The organism is Nonomuraea sp. CA-143628, assembly GCF_050942315.1.
Lineage (GTDB): Bacteria > Actinomycetota > Actinomycetes > Streptosporangiales > Streptosporangiaceae > Nonomuraea.
The window spans coordinates 4,334,030-4,359,796 of the sequence record NZ_CP192072.1 but is presented as its reverse complement, the minus strand read 5'-3'; the positions used below and the strand labels follow the sequence as shown (position 1 = coordinate 4,359,796).

Below are 25,767 nucleotides of genomic sequence, written 5' to 3'. Positions count from 1 at the left end.
TCCCGGCGCCCGAACCATTCGTTGGCGTACGGACTTCACGACGGCTCCCTCGATTCCGAGGGAAGAACCATTCCAGACTCTTCGGTGTCACGGAATCGCGCTTGTGTCAAATAACTGTGTCCATCAGTCCCCGTGAATCGGGAAGGCTAGCCGGCAGGCCAGTCTCCGCGCCTCGCCAGATGGAGCACGAGGGCAGCGATGTTCCACGCGTCGTCGTCGCCTCGGTGGTGGCGGCCCTCCAGCGGGAGGCCGGCCATCATCAACGCCTGGGCCATTCCAGGGCGTCGTCGCAGGCCGTTAGAGACGGTGAAGGCGACCTTCGCGTTGGTGTGACGGCGGCAGAAGGGGTACTCCGTACCTGTCTGGTGGCACTGGCGGGTGAACTGGTTACGATCGTAGTCACCCCAACTGGCCCAGGGCAGCAAGGCCGTCTGATGCCGAGCCGCCAGCGCTCGGCACGCCTCAGCAAAGGGAAGGCCCCCGTCTACCTCGGTCTGCGTCAGCCCTGTCAGCTCCGTACAGAACGGGCTCACCCTCGATCGGGCTGGGCGTACAAGCAGCCGGTGCTTGGCGAGGCGCTCGCCCGCGCGCAGATCAACGACAGTGAGCCCGATTTCGATGATTTCGCTCACCTGGCCGGGCGGCGGCTGTCCCTCCCAGCATGTCGCTTCGACATCGACCACGTTCAGCAGGTGCTCGTTAACGTCCATGAGGAGTGAGCGTAGAAGCAGCCTTGCCCCGGGTCATCAGGATTTCGCTGGCGGGGCCCGAGATGAAGCTTTCATCGCGTCCGCGATGTTCGCGCTGGTCGCCGGGGCCGAGCGGGGGCGGATCTTGCGGCGGTGCGGTGCTTGTCGTCCAATTCACGGTGATCGCTCTTCGCGATTTCCGGCCCTTCATGAGGGGAGAACTGGTGCGTCGCCGAATCACCGCCTTGTCACTTCTCGCGGTCACCGCTCTGACGCCGATCCTGGCCACGAGCACGCCAGCGCACGCCTCGTCCACGCTCCAAGTCGTCTACAGCAACCTGCCCTATGACGTCTGCATCAGCTTCGGCCGGTCGGGCCAGGAGACCGGACGCTGGCAGACCTGGTGGTGCAGCACCCACCAGCCCGAAAACCCGATGTTCTACACCTACGACCTGTGGGCCTACGTGAACTGAGGCGTTCGCCCGCCTTGCAGAGATCTGCCAGGGATGTAATGTTCTGCGCCCTTGCTCGCCAATAAGGGGAAAGCCCCGAGCAAGCGGAAGGCGCAGTGGATGGCAGACAATTCATCGGAGGGCCTCCTGCGGACGATGCGGGATCCTGCGGCGTTCGAGGTCTTCTACCGAAGACATGCCGAACGCGTGAGCCGCTTCGTGGCCCGCCAGGTGACCGATCCGCACACGGTGGACGACCTCACCACCGAGATCTTCCTGGCCGCCATCGACACCGCGGGCACGTACCAGGCCGAGCGGGGCGGCGAGGTGGCGTGGCTGTTCGGCATCGCGCGCAACGTGGTGGCGTCCGAGCTGCGCAGAGCGGCCAGAGAGCTGCACAAGAGCGGCAGGGCGGCCGGACGGCGCACGCTGGACGCCGACGACATCGCCCGCTTGGAGGAGCGCATCGACGCCGAGCGGGCCGCCCGCCCGCTGCTGTCGGCCATCGCGAAGCTGCCCAAGAGCCTGAGGGCCGTAGCCGAACTGGTGGACATCGACGGCCTGTCGGTCGCCGACGCCGCCATGGCCCTGCGCATCCGCGTCGGCACCGCCCGGGTGCGGCTGCATCGCGCGCACCGCCGGCTCATGATCGAGTCCGGCGACCACCCGGAAGCCATCTTGGAAGGATCGTCATGAACAGATCTCTCGCCGGATTCGAAGAGCGCCGGTTGGCCGAGCTGAAGGAGCATGTGGCGGAGCGGGCGGCGGCCGAGCGGGCCAGCGCCAGGCGGCCGCGCCGCCGGGCCGTCCTGGCCGTGGCGGCGGGGGTGGCGGTCGCCGCCGTATCGAGCGTGGTCACGGTCTCGTCCATGGGCGGGGCCGACCGCGCCTACGCCGTCACCAAGGACTCCGACGGCATCGTGTACGTCACCGTACGGGACTTCCGGGACGTGGAGGGACTGACCAAGCAGCTCAGGAGCCTCAATGTGCCGGCCATCGTGGACTTCGTCCCGGCGGGCCAGAAGTGCAAGGAACCGCGCGCTGAAATCGTGACGGACATCCCGCGCGGCCTGTACTACGCGCCCAGGAACATCCCTGGGGACGACAATGGCCCGGGCTGGCAGATGCAGATCAACACCAAGCTGTTCAAGCCCGGCCAGACCTTCGTCTGGACCCTTGAGGAAGATCCCGTCATGGGATGGATCGGCACCACCACGATCCTCATGCGGGACCCGGTGGCGCCCTGCGAGCTGGTCCCCGACGACGTACAGCACGTCGTGCCGAAGATGCCCTTCCTGGAGGCCACGTCGCTGGGCGAGTACCGAGTGGAGGGCAAAACCGTGGGCGAGGTCCTGCGGGAGGTCGAAAAGCGCGGCCTCAAGGTCACCTACCTGATCACCGAAGTCCCTCCCGAGCGCTATCCGGGCGACCCGTACCTGATGTACCCCACCAAGCAGGGCACTCCGGTGGGTGCGGACTGGTTCGTCTGGCAGGCGGACGAGCCGGAGAAGGGAGTGATCCGCCTGATGGTCACGCAGAAACTCCAGAAGCCCTAGCGATACCGCGCCGACTGCGTGAGAGGCGCGGTCGCCATGTACGGCTAGATCGGGTGGCGGTCGACACGCAGCACCACGACCTCGCGCTGAGGGTCCATGAGGACCTAAGTAACCGAGATGCCCTTGTGGTCCCACACGTGCATATTGCCGGTCAGGGTGAGCTGGCGACCGTTGCCCGGCTTCAGCCGCAGCACCTCGTAGATCTCCAGCAGGGTGTCAATCTCCGGGTCGGACATGGCGTCGATCTGGGCTTCGGCGATCGAGCTGCCCATCCTGATGTCGTACACCTAGATCTGGACTCCCCGCCGGGCCAGGACCTCGGCCAGCGACGGGCTCGCTGAGCGCTCGCCGGAGCGAATCAACTCAGCCTCGGTGTGCATGCGCTGCCAGTCCTCGGGGTCACCGGCCGCCCGGACCGCGATGCGCCACCATCCAGTGAGAAAGTCGTCCAACGCGGCCAGGTCCACCACGTCCGCATGAGTGATCGCCGCGAGTTCGGCGTCGAACGCGGCCACGTTGACGGCAGGCAGCGACGCCCTCACTGCGGTGAACGTTCGCTCGATTGCCGAGCTGGAGACTTCATGCGGTTGGGCGGTCATGGCAGCGGCTCCTCTCGGTACACGTAACACCCTACCGAGGACAGCCGAGGAATCGCCGGACGTTCGCGATCCCACCTGCGCACAGGCCCGGCGGGCGGTGCGGCAGCTGGGCTTCGACGCTTCTCATGCCGGCAATGGTCCCCTATGCGGTCACCGGAGGAGCAGTCGCTTGCGGAGGCGGGTTTTGAGCGGCGTTCTGGCGCGTACGGCCCGGCGGACGGCGTCGCTGTGGCGCCAGGCCGCGTCGGCGGCCTCGTGGGCCACGTCGTCAGGGGCGTAGCGGACGAAGTTGGAAATATCGGCGAGTGGTCGGAGATGGGCGGATATGTCGGCTGGGTGCCGGGCCACCACGTCCTCGGCGGTCAGTGCCCGCTCCCCCTTCAGGCCGAGGTCGTCGCAGGTCTGCGACCACGCGCCGAGCACCCGCCGCTCCGCGCCCGTCACGCTCCTGCGGGCCCGCCTGCGCCACCACGGCAGCACCATCGCCGTACCCGCGTACACCACCAGGATCCCCGCCCCCACCACCGGGACGATCACCCACAGCGGCGGCCCGGCCGAGGTCTCGCGGCCGCCGCCCGCCGTGGGCTTCTGACCGGCCTTCGGCTTGTTCACCGTGCCCTGGGTGAACTCGCCCTCCAGTTCCTCGCTCTCCTTGAGAGCGGAGGACACCACGTCGTGGTCGTCCTTCGCGCCGCCGCGGCCGGGCGTGGGGTAGAAGGGCCGCCAGCCGAGCTTGTCGAACTTGATCTCCGCCCACGCCATGACATGACCAGATTTAACGTGGTAAATCCCGTCGGACGCCTGCCCCGGCCGGAATCCCACCACGACCCTCGACGGCAGCCCGAGCGTCCTGGCCATGAGCGCGAACGTCGACGCGAACTGCTCCGACGTCCCCCTGTGCGTGGTCTCCAGGAAGAACTCCAGGCCCTTGAGCGAGTGCCCGGGCGGCGCGGTGACGTCGTAGGTGGCGCTGGTGCGCAGGTAGCTCTGCAGCCGGTACGCCTGCTTGATCGGCACGTCCGCGCCCTTGGTGGCCTGCTGGGCGAGCTTGCGGAACAGCGCCTCCTGAGGCCCGGCCGGGAACGCGGTCAGCGCGGGATCATCGACCGGCGTGGCCGCGAGCAGGTCGGCCTTCGACGGCTCCGCCACCCGCGACGTCACCTCGTACGTGAACCCCTTGGCCGGCCGGCTCGCGGCCAGCAGCGCGCCGCTTCCGGGGTCGACGGCCAGGCCGCGTACGCCGTCCACCTCGACGGGACGTTCGGCGCCGGGCAGCCAGGTGCCGGGCAGGCCGCTGAACGTGATCGTCTGGCGTACGGTCTGCGCCTTGCCCGTCCAGTCCCCCGCGGGCACCCGCCCGCCCGTCGGCTGGAAGCGGGCGCCGGACGTCCAGCGGACGCCGTCATAGCGGTCGAGTACGGCCAGCCGCCAGTTGAGGGGCTTGGCCGCCTTGACGGTGAACAGGTCACGGTCGGGGATCTGCAGCCAGGCGGACACGCGGTCGAGCGGGCTGACGCTGTCGACGCGTACCGGGGGCGGGGGTTCGGCGTCGTCGCGCGGGTTGTACGGCTCGGCGGCGATGGGCAGCAGCGGCCCGGCGACCAGGGCGACGGCGGCCAGCGCGGCGGCGGCCGGGATGCCGGCGAGCAGCCACAGCGCCGGCCGGTCGTCCCGGAGCAGGGCCAGGGCCGCGATGAGCACCACGAGGGCCGCGGCGACGGGCAGGTTCGAGCCCGCCCCGTCCACCCCGAACAGCAGCGCCACCCCGTACACCACGAGTCCGGGCACCGCGGCGGCCACGCGGGTCCTGGTGCGGGTCATCGTCTCGGTGCCGACCACGGCGGCGGCCCAGACGAGCGTGTGCACGAGGACCAGCAGCCGCGGCTCCGGCTGGGCGGGCAGGAGCGTGGTGAGCAGCGCCCGCCACGAGTCGGCCAGGTCACCGAGCAGGCCGGGCGCGATGCCCTTGTACAGCGGCACGGTCCCGCCGAACCACAGGACCAGGTCGAGCACCAGCGCCAGCCAGAGAGGCCGCCGCCAGGTGAGCGTGGCCACCAGGGCGGGGACCGTCGCAGCGGGTACTACGGCCAGGAGCAGCTCGGTGTCGGGGAAGACGCGATGGAACCCCCACCCACCGGCCCCGGTGACGGCCGCCACGACGACCAATCCGGCCGCCCGCCGCCACACCGGCCCACCGTCGCGCCGCGTGCCGCTCGGAGAGGCGGCGATCTGCGGAGGTACGGGCATCGGCGGCGTGGCCGACGGAGATCGGTGGGGCGGGGCCGGACCTGGGCCCGGCTGGGGGCCGTCGCCGGGCTCCATTCGGCGGCGTTTCATCGCGTGCCCCAGGCCGGCGGTAGCGCGGCCAGCTCCGTGACGGGGACGACCGTCACGCCGGGGGCGCTGAGTGGACCTGTGCCGACATATACGCAGATGATGCGGTCGAACCGTCGGCGCGCCCCCGCCGCTCGGGCGGCCTCGGCCGGGTCGCCGGTGATGACGACGAGCGAGCCGCCGCGGGCCAGCCGCACCGCCTCGCCGACGCCGGACGTACCGGATCCGACCAGGGCGAGGCGGTCCAGCAGCAGCTCGGGGTCGGTCTTGGTCTCGGCGAGCGGCCCGTCGCCCGTGAGCACCCGCACGGGGAAACCGGACCGGGCGGCGGCGACGGCGGCCGAGGCGGCGGCGTCCACGGCCAGTTCGGTGAGGTGACGGGTGTCGAGGACGACCGTCGTGGTGGGCAGGCTGGCGTCGATGAGCTGGCGCACCATGAGCGTGCCGGTGCGCGCGCTGGACTTCCAGTGGACGTGGCGCAGGTCGTCGCCGACGACGTACTCGCGCAGGGTGTGGAAGGTGACCGTGCCGCTGGGGGCGTTGTCGCTGGTGGGGCCCTCCAGGTGATGGGCCTTGCCCGACGCGGGCACCGGCAGCGCGACCGTACGCGGGCGGACCAGGAGCGTGGCCGTCTGGCCGTACCGCCTGATCCTGCGGGTCAGGCCGAACGGGTCGGCGCGGACGAGCAGGAGCGGGCCGACGGGGATCTCGCCGCGCACGCCGGTGGGCAGCGGGTACGACACCGTCCTGGTGGCGTTCCGGGGCAGGCGGGGCAGGTCCACCGTGTGCTCGGCCGTACCGATCCGGTCCTGCGCGCGCAGCCCTGACAGGCCCCGGCGGCCGAGATTGCGTACGTGAAGGACCGCCACGGCCGCGTCCCCGCGCGGCACCTTGAGCGGAGTGACCTCGCGGTGCACCTCCAGACTCGGTCTGGGGGCGGTCCAGGCGAGGGCGGCGGCGAGCGCGAGCACCCCGCCGGTGGCCAGCACGACGGGCTCCGGGTAGCCGAGCGCGAACCCGGCCGCGTAAAGGATCACGGAGCCGGCGAGCGTGCCCCACCCCAGCGGTGTCAGCACCTAGGCCGCCTGCGGCACCGGCATCCCGGCGAGAAGCTCGCCGAGCACGTGCGCCGCGGTGACCTCGCGTAGTTCGGCCTCCGGGGTGAGGATCAGCCGGTGCGCGATGACCGGGACGGCCAGGGCCTTGACGTCCTCCGGCACGACGTAGTGGCGTCCGGCGGCGGCGGCCTTGACACGGGCGGCCCGCAGCAGCGCGAGGCTGCCTCGCGGGGAGGCGCCGAGCCGCAGGTGCGGGTTGGTGCGCGTGGCGCCGCACAGGGCGACGATGTAGTCGTAGACCGGGTCGGCGACGTGGATGCGGGTGGCGAACTCGATCATCCCGGCCACATCCGACGCGCGGGCCACCACGGGCAGCCGCTCGACCTGCGGCCCGGTCGGCATGCCCTTGAGCACCTCGACCTCCGAGACGTGGTCGGGGTAGCCGACGGAGATCCGCATGAGAAAGCGGTCGAGCTGGGCCTCCGGCAGCGGGTAGGTGCCGTCCATGTCGACGGGGTTCTGCGTGGCGACCACCAGGAACGGCCTGGGTACGGGATGCGGCTCGGCGTCGACCGTGACCCGGCGCTCCTCCATGACCTCCAGCAGCGCGGACTGCGTCTTCGGCGAGGCGCGGTTGATCTCGTCGGCGAGCACGATGTTGGCGAACACCGGCCCCTGGTGGAACTCGAACTTCTGGTGCGCCTGGTTGAAGATCGACACGCCGGTGATGTCGCTGGGCAGCAGGTCGGGCGTGAACTGGATGCGCCGCCACTCGGCGTCCACACTGGCGGCGATGGACCTGGCCAGCGTGGTCTTGCCGGTGCCGGGCACGTCCTCGATCAGCAGGTGTCCTTCGGAGAACAGGCAGATCAGGGCCAGCTCGATGGCTTCGTGCTTGCCGCGGATGATGCGCTCGATGTTCTGGGCCAGCATCTGGAAGCGCTGGGCGAACTGTGCCGCAAGCTGCTGCGGTTGCTGCGTCTGCTCGTTGTACAACTGAGGTCCCCTATCTCAGTCGGTGCATTCGAAGAGCGGAGCCTCCGGGAAGCCGCCCCCGTCCGGTGTGGCCACCAGCGTGTCGTTGAGGTAGCCGTTGCCCGCCGACGACTCGATCCGGTTCCAGATGTCGCTGGACTTGCCGGTGGAGGAGTCGGTGTAGGCCGCGCCCTTGACCTGGCAGATCACGGTCAGCGTGATGTACTGCCCCTTCGGGATCGTCCCCGTCTTGGCGTCGCCGTCGGCCGACGGGCCCGGCCGGATGAGCGTGTTGGTGTCGTTGTTGCTGGCGTTCTGGTACTGCTGCCGCGGGTAGGCCAGGTCCACGTCCGTCGTGGCGGCGTCCTGGCTCTCCCCCGCGTCGTTCTTGGCCTTGAGCCTGAACTCGTGCTTCTGGTTGTTCTTGAGCCCTTCGGCGGTGAACGACGTGCCCTTGACGCTGTCGTTGCTCACCGCGCCGGAGAGCACGTACGTGATGCCTTCGCCGCCGCTCTCCGGGGCGTCCCAGGTCAGCTCGGCGCCGCGGTTCTTGGGCTTGGCCGCGAAGTTGGCCGGTTTGCCGGGGGCCACGCACGGCTTGACCCCGGCGCTGGGCTCCGACTCGACCTGGCCGCCCGACCAGTGGGCGACGACCGTGAAGGTGTACTCGGCGCCGCAGCTCCCGCCGGAGAACTCGAACTGGAACGGCCCGTCGGCGTCCACCGACTGCGGCGTGGTCCTGCCGTCGCCGCCGGACACCTTGAGCGTGTAGCGGTCGACCTTGCCGCCGCTGGACGGGCTGAAGTTCACGCTGACGTGGCCGGGGCCCGACTTGGCGCTGACGGCGCCGGGTTTGGTGGGCGCGCTGGGCGTGGGGGTGGGAGTGGGGCTGCGGGTGGCCGAGGACGGGGTCGGGGTCGACGTCGGGGTCTTGGTGGGCTTGCGCGACGGCTCCGGGGCGTCCGTCCGCGTCGGCTCCGGGGCGTCCGTCGTCCTGGTCGGGTCGGGCCTGGGGTCGGTGTTCGTCGGCTCGGGCCGTGGCGTCTGCTTGGGCTTGGGGGTGTTGGTGGGTCCTGGTACGTCCGAGTCGTCCTTGTCGACGTCGTGCTTGCGGCCTTCGGTGTCGACGACGACGGCCTTGTCGCCGTTCTCGTCGTTCGCCCAGAGCAGGCCGTCCTTGACGAACACGTCGACCGGGCCGGGCCCCTGCGCCACCTGGAGCTTGGTGGGCTGACCGCCCGCAGCGCTGTCCCACACGATCAGGCCGCCCGTGCTGCGGTCCGGGACGTACACCTTCGAGCCGAGCATCTGCGGCACGCCGAGCGCGGCCGGGTCCTTCACCGCGAACTTGGTGTTGAGCACCGAGTTCGACTCCGTGTCGACCACCACGAGGAGCCCGGAGTCGCCGGGCGTGAGCAGCGGCACCTGCGAGCCCTCGGTCGAGGCCGGCGCCAGGACGCCGCCCTTGGCGGCCTGGGCGACCTCCTTGGGCAGCGTGATCTCGCCCACGCCGCCGTCCGCGCCGACGATCGTGGCGGTCGCGGCGCGGGTGTTGACGATCACCGGCAGGCCGCCCGCGATCGTGACGGCCAGCTCCTCGCCCGGCTCGCCGACCTTGACGGCGCTCGCGGCGACGCCCTTGGTCACCGGTACGACCTCGCCTTTGGCGGTCACCGGCACCCAGAGCCGCCCGCCACCGTCGATGCGGGCCGAGCCGAGCGGGCCCGGCAGCGACAGCGGCGCGCCGACCGAGTTGAGCGTGGCCGGGTCGATCTGCTGAACCTTGCCCTCCGGATCCACCGCGTAGCCGGCGGCGCCCGAGACGACGATCTGCAGGCCGGCCGTGCCGAAGTTACGGGTCTGCGCGACGCTGAGCTGGCCGGGCTCGATCCGGCTGACGTAGCCGCTGCCGTCGTCGACGAGCAGGACGTTCGAGCCGTCCTGGACGATGCGCAGCCGCTGGGCCGACTTCTTGTCGAGGTAGCCGTCGACCTCGCCGGACAGGCCGTTGACGTGCACGATCTTGCCTCGGGCCTGGGTCCAGAGCCAGGCGCCGACGTCGGCCAGTTTGGGTGTGGCGCTGGAGACGCCCACGCCGAAGACGGCCGCCAAGGCGACCAGGATCACGGCCACCGCGCCGGCGATCACGGCCGTGGCACGGTCTCCGCGAAGTACGCGGATACGCAAGGCGTCACTCACCCCGTACGTACGATTACTGAACGTTTGCCCCCGTATTACCCTGGATCACCCTAGCGTGCGGCGTGACTACTCGCAGGTAAGCACGGCAGGTTTGGGCACTACTCGCAAGAAAGCCAGCCAGGTCGGGCACTACTCGCAGCTGAGCCCGTCAGGTCGGGCCGAGATTGTCGGCCCGAAGCCGTACCTTAGAGCCCGTGTCCGAACAGCCCTTGACCCTCGACGCCGCCCTCTCGGAGGAGGCGGTGCTGTCGACCTACCGCCGGATGTTCGCGGCGCTGGCCCGCGACAGCGGCGCGGTCGTCGACGACCCGGCCCTGGTCGACATCGCCGAGACGCTGTTCGCGGCGTTCGCCGAGGCGGGCGAGGAGTGGCTGACGCACGAGCAGATGCGCTTCGCCTGCCGCGCCTATCCCGGCGACCAGTTCGACAACCGGCTGCGCGTGCTCAAGGGGCTGGGCGCGATCCGCGAGGTGTTCCCCAAGCCCAACCAGCTGCGCTATCGGGCGTCGTTCACCAGCGTGGTCGGGCTGATGTTCATCAGGCGGATGATGGACGACGGCGGCCAGTCGGAGATGCACCGGCTGCTCGCGCTCGAAGACCTCAACGTCGCCGACCCGCGCACCACGATGGAGGAGGCCAGGCAGAGCGCCGCCAACCTGGCCAGGGCGTTCCGGCTGTGGGCGCTGGAGCTGATCACGCTCACCATGGGCACCATCGAGGAGCTGCGCGAGCAGGCGCCCAAGCTGTGGGGCACCGAGGAGATCGCGCGCCGGGCGCAGAGCCTGCACGGCACGATCCTGACCCGCTGGCCCGCGCTCGACCGGGTCTGCACCGATCTGCGGGCGGCCATCTACGCCTACAGCGACGCCTCCCGGCGGGCGGCGGGGCGCCTGGCCGACTCGGCGGGCACGACCCGCAACCTGACACTGCTGCCCACCGAGACGTGGCGCACGTTCTCGCAGACCGCTTCGCGCGAGCGGCTCGCGGCGGTGCTCGACGGCTTCGTGTTCGACGCTCCGGCGCCCTGGCACGACCCGGCGGCGATCGCCCGCGCGGTCGACGAGGCACCCCGCCCGGCTCCGGCCCAGCCCACTCCCCCACGCTCCAACCTCGCCGACGCGGGCCCCGAGGGCTCGCTCGACTCCGCGCCCAACGCGGCGATCGAGCGGCTGACCGAAGTGGCGGAATCGCTGCTGGGGGCGTCGACGCGGGTGGCCCTGGCCGACGTGCTCCGGTCCGACTGGCCGTCGGCCCGCCGGCTGCTGGCCGACCTGACGACGGTCGATCTGCGGCCTGAGCTGCCTTATCGGCTCGTGTGGGCCGACGACCTCACGATCTCGCCAGGAGGCGAACCGGCCTGGCTGTCCCACGGCTACCTGGAGCGCACCTGATGACCCGACTCTCGTCAGAGGCCGCCGGCCCGGACCTTCCCTCCTCGGAGGGCGCTGGTCCGCGCGGCTCCTCAGGGGGTTCCGCTGCGGATCGCTCTTCGGAAGGCGCCGGTCGCATTCCTGATGGCACCGCTACAGATCGCTCTGCGGTAGGCGCCGGTAGCACGTCGGATGGCACCGGTGCAGATCGCACTTCGGAAGGCGCCAGTGCCGGTCGCACTTCGGAGGGCTCCACTACGGCGGACGCCGGTGGGGGTCGATCTTCGGCGGGCTCCGCTGCGGGTCGCACTTCAGCGGGCGTCGGTGGGGGTCGCACCTCGGCGGGTACGGGTGGGGGCCGCGCTTCGGGAGGCGCTGGTGCGCGGCGTGCGCTCGGGGACGACGCGGTCGCTCACGTGCGGGCGCGGTCGGGCGGGCCGCTGCGGCTGGGGGCCGGCGTCGCGGCGCCACCCGGGATGGTACGGCTCACGCGCCCCGACTCCACCGGCCAGGCCCTGCCGGTGTGGCCCGACGCGGCCACCCCGTCACTCCTCGACGAATACCAGGTGGCTCCGGTCCCGGTCGAACGTTCGGGCGAGACCCGGCGAGTGCTGGCGGCGACGCTCAAGTGCTGCTGGAGCGACCTGTCCGTCGACCCGTGGCCAGGCACGCCGGCGCCGGTCGAGCTGATCCTCGACACCTACCGGGCGCTGATCGGCCGGGCCGACGACCTGATGCGCAACTGGGCCATCGGGGCGCTGCGTCGACTGCACGACTCGGCGTGGATCGTCATGTCCGACGGCGTGGTCTCGCTGGGCCCGCGCTGCGCCCTGTGGCCGGTCGAGTCGCACGCCCAGCTGAAGGAGCTGGTCCGGCGCATTCCCACACCGGAGCAACGGGACCTCACGGTGGTCGCGGACGCCGACATCGTGGCAGCCGCCACGCAGGAATCCCAAGGGCTGCAGGAACCACCCGCTGCGGAACAACCTTCCGCCGCGCCAGGACCGCTGGGCGTACAGCAGCCCTCCACCGTGGAAGGACCGCCCACCGCAGAGAAACCGCCCGAGGCGCAGGAAACGCCCGCTGCGCAGCGACCATCTGAGGCGCAGGCATCGCCTCTCGCGCAAGGACCGCTGGTCGTGCGGCCATCACCTGACGCACAAGAACCACCCACCGTGCAGCAGACGTCCGAGGCGCGGGTCCAGGCACAGGATCCCGCGACGGCGAGGACGACAGCGACGGTGGCGGCGAAAACGACAGTGGCGGTGGCGGCAACGGCGATGGCGCCAACGGCGGTAGCAGGCCGGGTCGAAGGCGGTGCGGCGGAGTTCGACGAGCTGCTGGGCGGCTATGACGAGCGGCGGCGGGCCGAGTTGGTGGCGGCGTTCATGGCCGTGGAGCATGGCGCCGAGCCGGTGCTGGAGGCTCGGTTCGGTGGGCTGCGCGACCCCGCGCTCCGCCACACGCTGGGCGAGATGCTCGCCCGGCGAGGCCGGACGCTGATCCAGCACCGCGAGCGATGGACCTCGGGCTACGACGACGCCTACCGCGCCGAGCCGGCGCCCGCGGGCGCCGGGTCCGGGGTCGGGGCCGGGTCGTCCGGGTCCGGGGCAGCGGCGGGGCTTGGTGAGAGTGAGCGGGCGGTGTTGACGCTGGTGCTGGTGCATTCGGTGGCGATCCCGAGGGCGGAGGGGCTGCTGCCCGACGACACCTGGCTCTCGCCGCACCCGACTCCCGTCGACGAGCTGCGCCGCCACACCCAGTTGCCGATCGGCGAGCTGGAGGCGGCGCTACGGATGCTGCGACATGCCGGGCTGCTGACTCAGGTCAAAGCGGGTGAGGAAGCCGGAGGTTACGCGCCAGGGCCGCAGTTCCACCGGCTCACTCCGGCGGCGCGGCGACGGCTGCAGGAGGAGCTGATCCTGGCGGCCGGACCACACAGCCCGCTGGCCGCGGCCGTACGAGCGCGGAGATCGACAGGGTAGCCACCCGGACCTGCCAGGCCCGGATTGCCACCCGGGGCCTGGCAGGCGCCAAGCGTCAAACACGGTCGGGTAGCGCGGTGAACAGGAGCTAAGCGTCCTCGACCGGGCGGCACGGTGCAAGGACAGCAAGCGTCAGCCCCGCCGGGTCGATGCGGTGAACAAGCAGCAAGCGTCGCCCTCGCCGGGTCGGCACGGTGAACAGACAGCAAGCGTCGGCCCGCTCGGGTCGGCGCGGGTACGAGCAGCAAGCGTCCGCCCTCACCCGGGCGGCACGGCGAACAGACAGCATGCGTCAGCCCCGCCCGGGTCGGCGCGGTGAAACGGAAGGACTACGGGGGTCACAGGTGTCGCAGGTGGAGAACGTCGTCGGGGACCGGGTGTTGATCGCCATGCAGGCGGTCAACATCTCACGGCTCTCGACCCATCCGGTGCCGACCGTCCCCGGCACGCTCATCGTCGTCGCGGGGGCCGGGCCCAAGGACTCCAACGGCGCGGGCAAGTCGTCGTTCATCGCGTCGATCACGGCGTTGCTGGGTGACGAGCAGTGGCGTTTCGCCTCGGGCGCGAAGGCGGTGTCGGAGCTGCTGTTCAACGCCGAGCTGGCCAGTGGCGCGGGCGCCCGCCAGTGGGCCAGCGCCGATCACGGCTACATCGTCGGCGTGTTCGGGCGGCCCGGCGCGTCCTACGACCTGCCCCTGCGGGCCACCGGCCCGGTTCCCGGCGCCGTCGCCTCAGAAGAGACCTCCGGACCAGGGCATGGCGCCTCCACTACGGACCAAGCCACCAGACCGGGGCGTGACGACTCCGCCTCGGACGATGTGGCTCCTGGCGAGGTAACTCCTGCGTCCGAGCGCTCAGCGTCTCGCGTGGCGGCGACGCTGGAGACCTCGGAGGCTCGTACCCGCAACGGAGCCGGGTCTCAGCAGATCAGCGTGGGCGTGGAGCCGGACGTACCGGATGACGGTGAGTTGTTCTCCGTGCCCGACACATCCGGCGGGGCCGTCACCGTGTGGCTCAAGGTCAACCAGGAGGCCCCCCACCTGGAGATCCGCTGGCGTGAGGGCGTGCACCTGGCCTCCGCCGCGTCCGAGGCCGAGCGCGTGGTGCGTGCCGACGAGATGTGGGCGACGCTGCCCAAGTCCGCCGGGCGCCGCGATGTGGTGGCCCGCGACCTGACCAAGGTGCTCTACGGCGACCGCATCCGCTGCGTGTCGTTCCTGTCGACCTCGGTCCGGAGCAAGGTCGCCACCAACCTGCTCTCCCAGCCGCTCAACGAGATCTCGCCGGAGCGCGTGTTCGAGGCCATCGCAGCCCTGACCGGCCTCGACGCCGAGCTCGAGCAGGAGCGCGAGGCTCGCCGGGACGAGCACGCCAAGCGTGTACGGGCGGCGCAGGCGGCCGATCGGCTGGCCGAGTTCGAGGCGGAGTCGCGGGCGTTGCTGACCACGTTCGACCGGCGCGATCAGGCCCGGATCCGGCTGGCCGACGCCCTGCGATGCTGGCGTGGGCGCCAGGCTCGCAAGCTGGACGACGCGGCGGCCAAGGACGAGCTGCTGGTCGCCGAGCTCGAACGGCACCGGACCGCGGGCGAGACGGCGGCCGAGGCGCTGTCCATAGTGAAGGCCGAGATCACCACCCTGAAGGACGACACGCTCGACCGGAGGGTGGCGGAGGCGCGCAAGGAGCTGGCCGCGATGCAGGCGCGGGCCGCCAAGCTCGACGCCGACCGGGCCGTGGCGGAGAACTCCGCCGACGAGTTGCGCGGCCTGATCCCGGCGCTGGAGGAGACGCGCCGGTTCTCGGACGGCCGCGATGTGCCCACGGCCGAGCGGGAGCTGCGGGAGGCGCGGCTGCGGCTGAACGAGGCGCTGAAAGCGTTGGGCGTGGCCGATCGCGAGGTGGCCTCCGCCCAGGCCGCGCTGGACGACGCCGAGGGCGGCCCGGCCGCCGCCCAGCTCAACGCGCTGGCCGCGGCGGGCGTCGTGGCGACAGGTCTCCTGGACGCGCTGGACGTGGCCGAACAAGCTCGCGACTACTCCCACGCTCATGGTGATTCCGCCGGCCGGACATCCCCCAAGGCAGCCGCGAGGGTCGCCGGTCAAGCGACCGCTGGGGCGGCCGGTGGAGGAATCGCGAACACTGTGGCGGTCGGCGGAGGAGTCGCGAACGCTGGGGCGGCCGGCGGAGGAGTCGCGAACGCTGGTGGGGCCGGGCTCGGGTTGGAGGAGTTGCGGGGGTGGCCGCACGAGCACGCCGTGATCGTCGACGCCGGCCAGCTCGACGCGGCCGCCGCGGCCTTGGTCGAGCTGCCCGGTTCGGTCCTGGTGAGTGCCGCCGGGGTGAGCGTCGTGGGGGCGTTCGACGGGGAGGCGACCGGCCGGGAGGCGCGGATCAAGGCCGCCGAGCACCGGCTCAACCGGGCCAAGGACACCCAGGAGACCGCGGCGCAGACCGTACGCGATGGGGAGGAAGGTGTCGCGGAGGGACAGCGGCGGCTGGAGGGGGCGCAAGCGGGAGTACGGCTCGCTGAGCTGGAGACCAAGCTGGCCGGGCGGCGGGCGCGGCTGGGCGAGCTGACGACGGCGCTGGAGGAGCTGGCGCCCGCGGTGGCGGAGGCCGAGCGGCAGGCGGCCGCGCTCGACTTCCGGGCCCGCACGAAGGACATGGAGATCGAACGCCTGGAGGGGCGGCGGCAGCGGCACGAGGGCGAGCGGGCCCGGTCGCGCCAGGACGAGACGAGGGTGAGCGGCGAACGGGAGGCGCTCAAGGTCGAGGCGCTGGCCGCCGACTGGGGCGGCACCGCCGAGGGGGCGCGGGAGTGGCTCAAGGCGCTGCCCGAGGGCGAACGAGCGCGCACCACCGAGGAATGGTGGCGCGTCGCCGAACGGCACTTCGACCAGGCGTTGCGCGACACGTTCCCGGAGGAGGACGCGGAGATTCCGGAGGAGCTGCGGTTCCTGCTGTCCGAGCGTGGGGGGAGCACGGCGCGGGAGCAGGCGACGTTCGCGGCGGTGTGCGGCTCGCTGGCCTCCTACCTGCGCGGGCAGGAAGAGTACGAGAAGCACCAGCGGCGTCAGATCGAGGCGCAGGTCGTGTCGAGGCAGCGTGACCTGGCCGCGGCCGACAAGGGGGCGGAGGAGGCGGCCAGTTCGACGGCCGTGCACCGGGCGGCGCTGACGGCGGCGATCAAGGCTCGGCTCACACGGGTCGCCGAGGAGTTCGAGCAGCTCGACACGTCCTACGGAGGTTACGGGGCAACGCTGGAGTTCCCGGTGCCACCGGCGCCCGCCGACCCGGAACAGCGCTGGCAATGGCGCGTCACGCCCAAGTGGCGGCGCGGCGAGGGCCAGGGCTTCGTCCCGTACAACCGGCGGGCCAACACCGCGCTCATGGACGAGAAGGCGGTCAAGCTGGTGTGCGCGGCGGCGATCGCGTCGTCCGGGGGCGGGCATCTGTGCCTGGTGCTCGACGAGCTCGGCCGCAACCTGGGCAAGGAGCACCGGCGGGAGGCGGTGGCGCTGTTCCGGCGGATCGGCGAGACGTACGGGATCACGGTGATCGGGGCGCTCCAGGACGACATGGAGCCGTACGCGATCGACGCCTGCGGACAGTACATCAAGCTCAGGCGCTCGTCGGACGCGATGCCGTACAACGAGCCACCGGTGATCGTCGGGCACGACGAGCACGCGGAGCGCGTGCGGGCGTTGGCCGCCTACGTGGACAGGAGCGGGCCCTCCCCCGTGGCTGTCACCTGACCCCTGATCAGCGGGTCCGCTCCATGCGCGTGCGGACCCGACGTGATCAGCGGACGCGCCCCATACGTGGGGCTGTCACCTGATCGCCGGGCCGACGTACGAGGCGCGGAGGCGGAGGAGGGAGCCCTTGGCGTATTCCTCCATCGCGTGGGCCAGCCACCCGGCGGTCCTGGCCACCGCGAAGATCGCCTCGCCGGAGCCGGGCACCATCCCGGCGACTCCGGCGAGGGTGGCGAGCGCGAAGTCGACGTTCTGTTCGGGCAGGCGACGCCGACGGACTTCAGCCAGTACGGCCTGGACCACGGCGACGCGTTCGTGGTCCGGCGCGGCCTGCTTCACCAGGTCGAGCAGGAGGCCGCCGCGTGCGTCGCCGTTCTTGTAGACGCTGTGGCCGAAGCCGGGGATGCGCTCGCCCCGACGTACCCGATCGGTGATCGCGCGCGGGGCCTGGCCGGGTTCGGTCACCTCGGCCAGCAGCCGTTCGGCCGCGTGGGACGCGCCGCCGTGCAGGGGGCCGCCGAGCACGCCGAGGCCGGTCAGCACCACGGCGTACGGGTCGGCGCGAGCGGAGGCGGCGACCCGGGCGGCCAGCGTAGAGGCGGCCAGTTCGTGGTCGGCGAGCAGCACGAGCGCGGCCCGCAGCGCGGCCAGGAGGGCGGGGGTCGCGGGCCGCGGGCACAGACGGGACCAGAGCCGCTCGGCGATCGACTCACCGCCGGGGGGCTGGAGCGCTGGGAGGGCGTCGACCAGACCGGAGATGAGGCGTCGGCCGGTGGCGACGACGGAGGCGGGATCGAGCTGATAGCGGAGGGAGTCGGCGGCGCCGAGGACCGTGGTGATCACCTGGAGGCGGTCCAGAAGCGGCAGACCCTCGGGAAGACCGCGCTGAGCCGCGATGGCGACCTGCGATGTCTCCGGATCACGCGCCCAACCCCACGCCGCACCGGTTGACGCCTCGGAATCACGCACCCGGCCGTCCGAGGTCTCTGGATCGCGCGCCCCACTGCCGGACATCTCTGGACCACGTACCCGGCTCCGCGCCGCATGGTCCGAGGCGAAGACGTCAGGGTCGCCTGTCCACAGCCATTCGGCCACCGTCTCGAAGGCGGCGGTTCGGGCCAGGGTGAGGGCGTCGCGGCCGCGGTAGTAAGGGCGGTCGAGACCGAGCGCGGTGATGCCGGACTCGATGACCAGCTCCGGCGGCTGGCCGCGTGGCCGCCCGCGCCGGGCCAATTGCTCGATCTCCGCCGCGTCGAACAGGCTGCGCCGGTCCTCGCTGTGACGTCGCTTGAGCACGCCCCGGCTCACGTACGCGTAGAGAGTGGCGGGCTTCACGCCGAGCCGCTCGGCTGCCGTCGCCGCGTCGATCCACTCCACGCCAAAGCCTCCCATATTGATGAAAATCAATATTGATACACATTGAGCAAGCGTGTCAACGTGTGGCCATGCCCAAAGTTCACTTTCTTGACGTGACCAACCGAGACGGCGTGCAGACCGCGCGCACCGGCCTGTCGAAGTTCGGCAAGACCATGGTCAACTTCTATCTGGCCAAGCTCGGGGTGGCTCAGTCCGAGATCGGTTTCCCCTTCCTGTTCCACGAGGTGCCCTACGTACGGGCGCAGACGGCGCTGGCCGAGGCGGGCGCGTTCGGCGAGCTTCGGCTGTCGGGCTGGTGCCGTGGCGTGCCGCAGGACGTGGAGAAGGCGGCGCCGCTCGGCCTGAAGCACTACAACCTGTCCATCTCTACCTCGGACTACATGATCCAGAACAAGTTCCGCGGCCGCCTCGACCGCGGCGCGATCATGCGGGAAATGACGGCGGCCGTGCGGGCGGCCAAGGCGGCGGGCGCGCTGACCGTGGGCGTCAACGCGGAGGACGGGTCGCGGACGGATGACGGGTTCTTGCTGGAGTTCGCGCTGGCGGCCAAGGAGGCGGGCGCCGACCGGGTCCGCTACTGCGACACGATCGGCGGCGACACCCCCGACCGGATCCGCGAACGCTTCGCCAAGCTGGCCTCGGCCGTCGGGATGCCCATCGAGACGCACTGCCACAACGACCTCGGCCTGGCCGTGGCCAACTCCATCTCGGGCGCGCTCGGCGACCTGGAGGCCGGGCAGGACGCGTGGATCAACACCTGCGTGAACGGCATCGGCGAGCGTTCCGGCAACGCCGACCTGCTGTCCACGATCCTCGCCTTCGAGCACGGCTTCGGGCTGCAGGCGGAGATCGGTGACGCCATCGACCTGTCGTGGGCGCGCAGGTTCGGGCTGTGGGCGAGTTACGCGTTCGGGCAGCCGTTGCCGTACAACCAGGTGGGGGTGGGGCGCAACGCGTTCGCGCACGAGTCGGGCATCCACGCCGACGGGGCGCTGAAGGATCACGGCAACTACGAGTTGTACGACGAGGCGACGCTCGGGCCGTTCCCCGAGGACTGGCACGCGCGCGCCGGGCGGGTCGTGCTGACCGGCGAGTACGGCGGAAAGGCCGGATTCCGGCACGTCATGGACGGGCTCGGCGTGGACGTGCGGGAGGAGGACCTGGCGTTCCGGCTGGTGCAGCTCTGCAACGCGATGACCGGCCGGCCGCTCACCGATGATGAGCTGCGGCTGATCGCCGAGTATCCGCGGGAGCTGGCGCTGCTGTTCCCGGAGTACGCGTGAAACCCCGGCCTAATTGGCGGCTCATAGCATGAGCGCATGCAGATCGAGGAACGGACCGTTGCCGACGCCGACCTGACCGCCCTGCTCGCGGCCGCCTTCGACGAGCTGGTGAAGCGCTACGGGCCCGAAGGGCGTTCCGTCGTCAAGGCGCAGGCCCGCTACCTCGTCGCCTACGCCGGGGAGCACCCCGCCGGATGTGGTGCCATCCAGCCGGTGGGTCCGGATATGGGAGAGCTCAAGAGGATGTACGTGGATCCCGCGTTCCGAGGTCAGGGGATCGCCAGACGGCTCTTGGCGGCCTTGGAGGATCTGGCTCGGGACATGGGCTACGAGATCGTGCGCTTGGCGACCGGGGTCAAGCAGCCTGAGGCCATCGCCTTGTACGAGAGCAGCGGGTATGTGCTTGTCGAGTCGTACGGGATGTACGTGGACCAGCCGCTGACCCGCTGCTACCAGAAGACCCTGGGCTTCTTCTGAGCCCACACCCCTCCCCCAGCCGCCGGCGCGTGGACCTCGTGCCCCGGGCGGGTAAGCCGTAAAGCAGGCGGCACGACCACCGGGAGAGACCACGATGCGGACCAACGCGACACCGGTCGGCGGGCCCTCCGCATGGACCCGGTCCACCCTGCGCGAACAGGACTGGCTGCTCCACATCGACCAACCACTCACCCGGACCCAACCCGAGCTCCACGTCCCGGCCTTGACGCTCCTGGCCGAGAGAGCCAAGACCGCGCTCGAAGCGGGTCCCGGCCTGGTGGTGATCCGGGGATGGTCGATCGCGGACTGGCCCGAGGAGCAGATCGATCTTCTGTGCTACACGTTCGGCTCGCTCATCGGCACCCCGCGTACCCAGAAGGCCGGTCTGGTGACCACCGGCGAGAACTCCCGCAGAGGCATGGACGACCAAGGGCTGGCCTTCCACACCGACCGGGCCGGACCGCCCGGGCCACCGCACCTGCTGGGCCTGCTCTGCCTGCGCGCGGCCGTCCACGGTGGGGAATCCCTGCTGGTGAGCGGCCACGCCGTACACGACCGGCTGCTGGATGAGCGGCCCGACCTGCTGGCCGAGCTCTATGAGAACTTCCATTTCGGCGCGGGCCCGGTCTCGAACTTCGACCGCGTCTACCCCGTCTTCGAGTGGCGCGCGGGGCGGCTCCGCGTCCAGTACAACCGCCACTGGATCGAACGCGGCCAGGAAGCCGCCGGGAAACCGCTGACCTCCGGCGCCGTGGCCGCGCTGGACGCCTTCGACGGGATCCTCGCCGACCGGGACATGGTCCTGCGCTTCCCACTGCGCCCCTGTGATCTGCTGCTCGTCAACAATGACGTGGTCCTGCACGGCCGTACGGCGTTCACCGAAGACCCGCGCGCCCGTCGCCGCCTGGCCCGGATCTGGCTGGACTGAGCACCCTGAAGGCAAGTTGACCATATTTCGTTTAACGGAGTATTGTCTCCCGCATGCTCAAGAGATCAACTCTTGCCGTGACCATGCTGTGCGCCGTCACGCTCGCCGGCTGCTCCTCCGGCCCAGAGGCACAGCCTGCCAAGACGACGGCCGTAAGCGGCAAGTCGGACAAACCGCAGAGGATTCAGTCGGCCATCGCCGACTGTATGAAGCAGAAGGGATTCCGTTACGTCGCCTGGGTCCCGCAGCCCAAGCCGGAGACGGAGACTCAAAAGGGCGTCAGCGGCGACTACGACGACATGAAGCGGGTGCGCTCGAAGCAGGGCTTCAATGTCTTCTACCCAGTCGCCGACCCTGCCGCCATGCGGAAGCAGGCCGCCTACACCCGCGACGACGATCCCAACTCCCCGATCAGGGACTCGCTGTCGAAGGCGCAGTTGCGCAGCTACGACAAGGTCCTCGACGACTGCAACGTCAAGGCCCTCAAGGACGTGACCGGCAAGGTCGTCAAGAGCATGGACGACGAGTACGAGCAGTACGAGAAGGCCTACAAAGCCGCCAGCGACCGTGAGCTGAACGGCGACCCCAAGCTGGTCGAGCTGGCCGCGACCATGGGCGACTGCGTCAAGGGCAAGGGCTACCGTGTGGACTCCGTCAGCCCGACGAGCATGGCGGAGCGCGGCTGGCGAGAGTTCTCGGCACAAATGAACGCCATCGCCAAGAAGCAGGGCCAGGCCGAAGAAGACGCCGACGAGAACACCGTCTACCAGCCACGGCTGTCGCAGGCGGCCGCGAATCAGTATCTCGCCAAGGAGATCAAGGCCGCCCTCGACGACCTCGAGTGCGGCAAGGACTTCTACTCCGTCTTCTTCCCCAAGGCCGGGCGCATCGGCGACCGCCTCGACTCCGAGTTCGGCCGCTGGAAGCTCTGAGCGCGGCCGTTCCGGGCGCGTCGGCCGAGGCGGCCTGTCCGAAACGCGATATCGGGTGACAGTTTGCGCTGTTCACGCCGTCCCGCCGTCGTGTCATCGTCGAGCACATGCCGATGAACCGCGCGCACCAGCGCCTGTGCCAGTCCGACGAATGGGCCCGGGGCGTGAACGAGTGGATGATCCCATGGGCGCTGCACGGCCTGGACCTCGGCGACGATGTGCTCGAGATCGGGCCGGGGTACGGCCCGACCACCCGGGCGCTGATCGACCTCGTTCCGAACCTCACGGCCGTCGAGCTCGATCCGCTGCTCGCCGGCGACCTGGAACGCACACTGGGCGACCGGGCGACCATCGTTCACGGTGACGGCTCGGCGATGCCGTTCGCCGGCGACTCGTTCAGCGCCGTCGTGTGCTTCACGATGCTGCACCACATCCCGTCCGCCGAGCTGCAAGACCGGCTCTTCGCCGAGGCACGCCGAGTGCTGCGGCCCGGGGGCGTCTTCGCGGGCAGCGACAGCGGGATGTCCCTTCCTTTCCGGCTGCTTCATCTGGGCGACACCATGGTGGTGGTCGATCCGGACACGTTCGACGGACGCCTGAGAAGGGCCGGCTTCGCCGATGTCCGGATCGAGCGGGCGGCCAAGCCGAGGAGATCATTTCGATTCGCCGCCCGCAAAGCCGAGGGAGAGAACTCATGACCAGAAGTACGACGTTGATCATCGGGTCCATCCTCGCGCTTGCCGGGCTTTTCGGTACGGCCCACGCATCCGCCGCACCGCGCACCACGGCGATCCGCCCGAGTTCGCCCGGCCAGGAGGACACTCTCACGCCAGGCAAACAGCACCGTCGACTCGATCCGCTGGTGGGGACCTGGAAGGCGACCAAGTACAACTGGATCCTCGGCAAGAACGGCCGGCCGATCGTGTCCCGCGACTTCAAGGTCCAGACCCGCTGGATCACGAAGACGGGTGGCCGGTTCCTGGAGGAGAAGACCGAGGGAACGCTGGGCGGCCGGCCGTACTATCGGCTGGGTGTCATGGGCTACTCGAACGTCGACCGGCGTTTCGAGTGGACCACTTTCGACAGCGTCACCCCGACGAGCATGACCTATCGCGGCGAGCGGGATACCGGTGATTCCTCCACGATCTCCATTCCTGGAGCGTTCACCGACCCGGGTGTGCTCGGCCCCGAGTACACCGGCAAGCGCATCCCGATGCGCTCCGTGATAAAGATCGAATCGAAGAACCGGCACGTCTTCGACCTGTACTTCACGCCACCCGGGCAACGGGAGCGTCTGGTGGACCGCGTCGTCTACACCCGAAAGGCCGGGTCATGATGGCGAGAACAGCATAAAATCCCGATAAATGCCGAATTCTAGCCACCGAGCCACGGGCGCCCTCGTGGTGCGCACATTCAGCCTGCGTCAGGGAGATCGCTTCAAGCCCCACGAGCATGCCACCCATCAGCTGACGTGGGCGTCCAAGGGCGTGCTGACGGTGACCATCGAGGGATCGTCGGCGGCCGACACCTGGGTCCTGCCCTCCTCGCGCGCGCTCTGGATCCCAGGGGGGCACCGGCATGCGATCGACACCACGTTCGGCGCCGCCATGCGCTGCCTGTACTTCAGTCCCGAACGGTGCCCCGTCCGCTGGCCCACGCCCACGGTCCTCAGCGTGAGCGCGCTCCTTCACCAGCTCATCGAGTACCTCGCTCGGGACGGGCTCAGCGATGACGCCCGGTTACGTGCGGAGGCGGTCGTCTTCGACCTCTTCGAGCCCGTTGCCGTCACCTCGGTCCGGCTGCCGATGCCCACCGACCCGAGAGCCGGCCACATCGCCGATGCCCTGATCGCCGATCCGTCCGATTGCCGGTCTCTGCAGGCATGGGCGCGCGCCGTACACACCAGCGAACGCACCTTGACCCGCCTCTTCACCCAGGAGACCGGGCTCACCTTCCGGCAATGGCGCATGACATTGCGCATACGAGAGTCACTCCCGCACCTCGCGTCGGGCATGAGCGTGGCCGCCGTCGCCCACAGAGTCGGGTACGAAACGCCCAGCGCCTTTGTCGCCGCCTTTTGCCGCGAAATCGGCGTGACGCCCGCGTCCTTCTTCGGACGTACCGGCCCGACCGCCTGGCGCGACGACCGCGCCTAGAGAGGCCGCTCCCCCGCCTCCGGCAGGCCGAGCAGCATCGCGTGGCCGGGCGGCAGCCCGATCGCGACCATGGACAGACCCATGACCGGCATCGAGACGGCCGCGACGTTCGACCGGCCGGGCGCCGTCCTGGTTGTGGGGAAAGTGGCATGACGTCTCACTATGCGAATCCGTGTCTTGCGGAGTGATACGCAGACGCTGTCAGCCGGGCTGCCATGTGACCTCTTGACTCATTCTCGCTCTGAGTGAGAACGTTATCAACGTCTGACTGAGAACGTTCTCAAAAGGGAGCCTCCTGTGACCGACCTGCTGCCGCTCAAACCGATCGAGTCCGACCTGGCCGACAAGATCCGCGCGACGCTCGACCAACACCCCCAGCTGGCGGAGCTCGTCTCGGACGTCATCGACAAGGGTCTGCGCAATGTGTTCTTCGTGGGCGCCGGCGGCTCGCTCATCGCCGCCTACCCGGCCCACTACCTGCTCGAACGCGAAGGCACCTGGCCCGTCTACAAGCTGCAGAGCGACGAGCTCAACACCGCCCGCCCCCGGCGCATGGGCGAGGGCTCCCTGGTCTTCCTGGCCTCGTACACCGGCAAGACCAAGGAGACCGTCGCCGCCGCGCAGTACGCCAGGACCACCGGCGCGACCGTGGTCGTGGTGACCCAGGAGGGCGGCCCGCTGGCCGAGGCGGCCGACGTTGCCTTCACCGGCAAGAGTGACCTGTTCATGCAGCTGGCGGCCTATGCCCTGCTACGCAGGGCCGGGGTCGAACGTGACTGGGCGCTGCTCGACCAGGCTCTCGACGCGCTTCCGGACGCCCTGGTGGCCACCGCGCACGAGGGTGAGGAGCGGGCGCGGGTCATCGCCGAGACGCTGAAGGACGAGCCGATCACGTACGTGCTCGGCTCGGGTCCCAGCTACGCGTGGGCGTACGGGCTGGCCATGTGCTTCCTGCAGGAGATGCAGTGGAAGCACGCGGCGGGCTTCAACTCGGGCGAGTTCTTCCAGGGCGCGTTCGAGGTGGTCAACGACGACGTGGCGGTGATCAACCTGCTGGGCGAGGACCCGTCGCGGGCCATGGCCGAACGGGCCAGGCGCTTCCTCGACACGTACGCGACCAAGAAGACCTTCCACATCGACACGGCGGACCTCACGCTGCCCGGCATCCCGAAGGCGTTGCGCGGCGAGGTGTCCCCGCTGGCGATCGCCGTGCTCATGGACCGGCTGGCCCGCCATTACGAGGCGGTGCGCGGTCACGACCTGGACAAGCGCAACTACATGTTCCAGGTGGACTACTGATCCGCACGTTCCAGGACCGTCGCCGGGCGGCACTCCGCCGCCCGGCGGCACCGACCTTCTGCCTGAGCGCCGCTCTCCGTTTCCTACCTAAGACCTCCTTTTGTACGGCAAGCATGGGCCGGCCCCACCCACCGCACGTGGCTGAGGGCCTCCAGGAATACGCCTGCTGACCCCGCACGGGGCGGGCCGCCGCTACGTGCGCCTCCTGCCCCGGCAACCAGGAGGCGCATCAGGGTGCCGAACCCATGGGGGAAGGCAGCTCTTACCCGCGAGATAGCTCGAAAGTGAGTTCGAGCATGGAAACCTAGCCTCTCCGTATGGGGGCGCACGGGGGCCCACGACG

At 70.3% G+C, this 25,767-nt stretch carries 23 protein-coding genes; 14 read left to right on the top strand and 9 right to left on the bottom strand.

From position 1 onward, the window contains the following. Window positions 1-146 precede the first annotated feature (146 nt). On the bottom strand, window positions 147-710 hold the full coding sequence (locus ACQP2T_RS20145; protein WP_433517645.1) for an exonuclease domain-containing protein: 564 nt from the start codon (window positions 708-710) through the stop codon (window positions 147-149). A gap of 203 nt (window positions 711-913) precedes the next feature. Between ACQP2T_RS20145 and ACQP2T_RS20140 the strand changes: the two genes are divergently transcribed. From ACQP2T_RS20140 to ACQP2T_RS20130, 3 genes are all read left to right on the top strand, one after another. Further along, the gene (locus ACQP2T_RS20140) at window positions 914-1,162 is read left to right on the top strand and encodes a hypothetical protein (RefSeq protein WP_357960150.1); all 249 of its coding nucleotides are present in this window, start codon (window positions 914-916) and stop codon (window positions 1,160-1,162) included. Window positions 1,163-1,261: 99 nt separating this feature from the next. After that, the gene (locus ACQP2T_RS20135) at window positions 1,262-1,837 is read left to right on the top strand and encodes an RNA polymerase sigma factor (RefSeq protein ID WP_433517644.1); all 576 of its coding nucleotides are present in this window, start codon (window positions 1,262-1,264) and stop codon (window positions 1,835-1,837) included. Continuing rightward, window positions 1,834-2,697, top strand: coding sequence for a hypothetical protein (locus tag ACQP2T_RS20130; RefSeq protein ID WP_433517643.1), 864 nt, complete (start codon window positions 1,834-1,836; stop codon window positions 2,695-2,697). Before ACQP2T_RS20135 ends, ACQP2T_RS20130 begins: the two co-directional genes overlap by 4 nt. A gap of 104 nt (window positions 2,698-2,801) precedes the next feature. Here the strand turns inward: ACQP2T_RS20130 and ACQP2T_RS20125 are convergent, their stop codons facing one another. The 6 genes from ACQP2T_RS20125 to ACQP2T_RS20100 all read right to left on the bottom strand — a co-directional run bounded on the left by ACQP2T_RS20125 (window position 2,802) and on the right by ACQP2T_RS20100 (window position 9,862). Next, window positions 2,802-2,984, bottom strand: coding sequence for a hypothetical protein (locus ACQP2T_RS20125; protein ID WP_433517642.1), 183 nt, complete (start codon window positions 2,982-2,984; stop codon window positions 2,802-2,804). Beyond that, complete coding sequence (locus ACQP2T_RS20120) at window positions 2,985-3,296, bottom strand: DUF6247 family protein (protein WP_433517641.1); 312 nt, start codon at window positions 3,294-3,296, stop codon at window positions 2,985-2,987. It lies immediately after the preceding gene. Window positions 3,297-3,446: 150 nt separating this feature from the next. Further along, complete coding sequence (locus ACQP2T_RS20115; protein ID WP_433517640.1) at window positions 3,447-5,633, bottom strand: transglutaminaseTgpA domain-containing protein; 2,187 nt, start codon at window positions 5,631-5,633, stop codon at window positions 3,447-3,449. Next, window positions 5,630-6,706 carry a DUF58 domain-containing protein gene (locus ACQP2T_RS20110; RefSeq protein ID WP_433517639.1) on the bottom strand — a complete coding sequence of 359 codons (1,077 nt, stop codon included), beginning with the start codon at window positions 6,704-6,706 and terminating at the stop codon, window positions 5,630-5,632. Before ACQP2T_RS20110 ends, ACQP2T_RS20115 begins: the two co-directional genes overlap by 4 nt. Further along, window positions 6,707-7,684 carry an AAA family ATPase gene (locus ACQP2T_RS20105; RefSeq protein WP_225289611.1) on the bottom strand — a complete coding sequence of 326 codons (978 nt, stop codon included), beginning with the start codon at window positions 7,682-7,684 and terminating at the stop codon, window positions 6,707-6,709. A 15-nt stretch (window positions 7,685-7,699) separates the two neighbouring features. Continuing rightward, window positions 7,700-9,862, bottom strand: coding sequence for a hypothetical protein (locus ACQP2T_RS20100; protein ID WP_433517638.1), 2,163 nt, complete (start codon window positions 9,860-9,862; stop codon window positions 7,700-7,702). A gap of 194 nt (window positions 9,863-10,056) precedes the next feature. Here ACQP2T_RS20100 and ACQP2T_RS20095 point away from each other — a divergent pair, with 194 nt between their 5' ends. The 3 genes from ACQP2T_RS20095 (at window position 10,057) to ACQP2T_RS20085 (ending at window position 16,972) form a co-directional block, all read left to right on the top strand. Next, window positions 10,057-11,253, top strand: coding sequence for a hypothetical protein (locus ACQP2T_RS20095; RefSeq protein WP_433517637.1), 1,197 nt, complete (start codon window positions 10,057-10,059; stop codon window positions 11,251-11,253). A 395-nt stretch (window positions 11,254-11,648) separates the two neighbouring features. Further along, the gene (locus ACQP2T_RS20090) at window positions 11,649-13,217 is read left to right on the top strand and encodes a hypothetical protein (RefSeq protein WP_433517636.1); all 1,569 of its coding nucleotides are present in this window, start codon (window positions 11,649-11,651) and stop codon (window positions 13,215-13,217) included. Between the two features lie 344 nt (window positions 13,218-13,561). After that, complete coding sequence (locus ACQP2T_RS20085) at window positions 13,562-16,972, top strand: chromosome partitioning protein ParA (protein ID WP_433517635.1); 3,411 nt, start codon at window positions 13,562-13,564, stop codon at window positions 16,970-16,972. A gap of 75 nt (window positions 16,973-17,047) precedes the next feature. On the opposite strand, the gene ACQP2T_RS20080 is transcribed toward ACQP2T_RS20085, so the two are convergent. Beyond that, a complete protein-coding gene (locus ACQP2T_RS20080) occupies window positions 17,048-18,349 on the bottom strand; it encodes a citrate/2-methylcitrate synthase (protein WP_433517634.1) in 1,302 nt (433 codons plus the stop codon). Between the two features lie 92 nt (window positions 18,350-18,441). Between ACQP2T_RS20080 and ACQP2T_RS20075 the strand changes: the two genes are divergently transcribed. The 7 genes from ACQP2T_RS20075 to ACQP2T_RS20045 all read left to right on the top strand — a co-directional run bounded on the left by ACQP2T_RS20075 (window position 18,442) and on the right by ACQP2T_RS20045 (window position 24,125). Next, window positions 18,442-19,632: a homocitrate synthase/isopropylmalate synthase family protein gene (locus ACQP2T_RS20075; protein ID WP_433517633.1), complete on the top strand. Its 1,191-nt coding sequence runs from the start codon at window positions 18,442-18,444 to the stop codon at window positions 19,630-19,632. Between the two features lie 36 nt (window positions 19,633-19,668). After that, window positions 19,669-20,109, top strand: a complete 441-nt coding sequence (locus ACQP2T_RS20070; protein WP_433517632.1) for a GNAT family N-acetyltransferase — start codon at window positions 19,669-19,671, stop codon at window positions 20,107-20,109. Window positions 20,110-20,203: 94 nt separating this feature from the next. Next, the gene (locus ACQP2T_RS20065; RefSeq protein ID WP_433517631.1) at window positions 20,204-21,037 is read left to right on the top strand and encodes a TauD/TfdA family dioxygenase; all 834 of its coding nucleotides are present in this window, start codon (window positions 20,204-20,206) and stop codon (window positions 21,035-21,037) included. Between the two features lie 53 nt (window positions 21,038-21,090). Further along, entirely contained in the window at window positions 21,091-21,969 is an 879-nt protein-coding gene (locus tag ACQP2T_RS20060) for a hypothetical protein (RefSeq protein WP_433517630.1), read from the top strand. Between the two features lie 107 nt (window positions 21,970-22,076). Next, entirely contained in the window at window positions 22,077-22,667 is a 591-nt protein-coding gene (locus ACQP2T_RS20055) for a class I SAM-dependent methyltransferase (protein ID WP_433517629.1), read from the top strand. Next, complete coding sequence (locus tag ACQP2T_RS20050) at window positions 22,664-23,305, top strand: DUF1579 family protein (protein WP_433517628.1); 642 nt, start codon at window positions 22,664-22,666, stop codon at window positions 23,303-23,305. Before ACQP2T_RS20055 ends, ACQP2T_RS20050 begins: the two co-directional genes overlap by 4 nt. 28 nt (window positions 23,306-23,333) lie before the next feature. Then, window positions 23,334-24,125 (top strand): AraC family transcriptional regulator, encoded by a 792-nt coding sequence (locus ACQP2T_RS20045; RefSeq protein ID WP_433517627.1) that lies wholly within the window; start codon window positions 23,334-23,336, stop codon window positions 24,123-24,125. On the opposite strand, the gene ACQP2T_RS20040 is transcribed toward ACQP2T_RS20045, so the two are convergent. After that, window positions 24,122-24,286 (bottom strand): hypothetical protein, encoded by a 165-nt coding sequence (locus ACQP2T_RS20040; RefSeq protein ID WP_433517626.1) that lies wholly within the window; start codon window positions 24,284-24,286, stop codon window positions 24,122-24,124. The genes ACQP2T_RS20045 and ACQP2T_RS20040 overlap by 4 nt on opposite strands. A gap of 136 nt (window positions 24,287-24,422) precedes the next feature. Here ACQP2T_RS20040 and ACQP2T_RS20035 point away from each other — a divergent pair, with 136 nt between their 5' ends. After that, a complete protein-coding gene (locus tag ACQP2T_RS20035) occupies window positions 24,423-25,424 on the top strand; it encodes an SIS domain-containing protein (RefSeq protein WP_433517625.1) in 1,002 nt (333 codons plus the stop codon). Window positions 25,425-25,767 lie beyond the last annotated feature (343 nt).

Bases quoted from the DNA above. Each gene is read 5' to 3' on its own strand.
- ACQP2T_RS20050 (WP_433517628.1), top strand. From the start codon at position 22,664: ATGACCAGAAGTACGACGTTGATCATCGGGTCCATCCTCGCGCTTGCC.
- ACQP2T_RS20145 (WP_433517645.1), bottom strand. From the start codon at position 710: ATGGACGTTAACGAGCACCTGCTGAACGTGGTCGATGTCGAAGCGACA.
- ACQP2T_RS20115 (WP_433517640.1), bottom strand. From the start codon at position 5,633: ATGAAACGCCGCCGAATGGAGCCCGGCGACGGCCCCCAGCCGGGCCCA.
- ACQP2T_RS20045 (WP_433517627.1), top strand. From the start codon at position 23,334: ATGCCGAATTCTAGCCACCGAGCCACGGGCGCCCTCGTGGTGCGCACA.
- ACQP2T_RS20135 (WP_433517644.1), top strand. From the start codon at position 1,262: ATGGCAGACAATTCATCGGAGGGCCTCCTGCGGACGATGCGGGATCCT.
- ACQP2T_RS20130 (WP_433517643.1), top strand. From the start codon at position 1,834: ATGAACAGATCTCTCGCCGGATTCGAAGAGCGCCGGTTGGCCGAGCTG.
- ACQP2T_RS20120 (WP_433517641.1), bottom strand. From the start codon at position 3,296: ATGACCGCCCAACCGCATGAAGTCTCCAGCTCGGCAATCGAGCGAACG.
- ACQP2T_RS20065 (WP_433517631.1), top strand. From the start codon at position 20,204: ATGCGGACCAACGCGACACCGGTCGGCGGGCCCTCCGCATGGACCCGG.
- ACQP2T_RS20060 (WP_433517630.1), top strand. From the start codon at position 21,091: ATGCTCAAGAGATCAACTCTTGCCGTGACCATGCTGTGCGCCGTCACG.
- ACQP2T_RS20070 (WP_433517632.1), top strand. From the start codon at position 19,669: ATGCAGATCGAGGAACGGACCGTTGCCGACGCCGACCTGACCGCCCTG.
- ACQP2T_RS20055 (WP_433517629.1), top strand. From the start codon at position 22,077: ATGCCGATGAACCGCGCGCACCAGCGCCTGTGCCAGTCCGACGAATGG.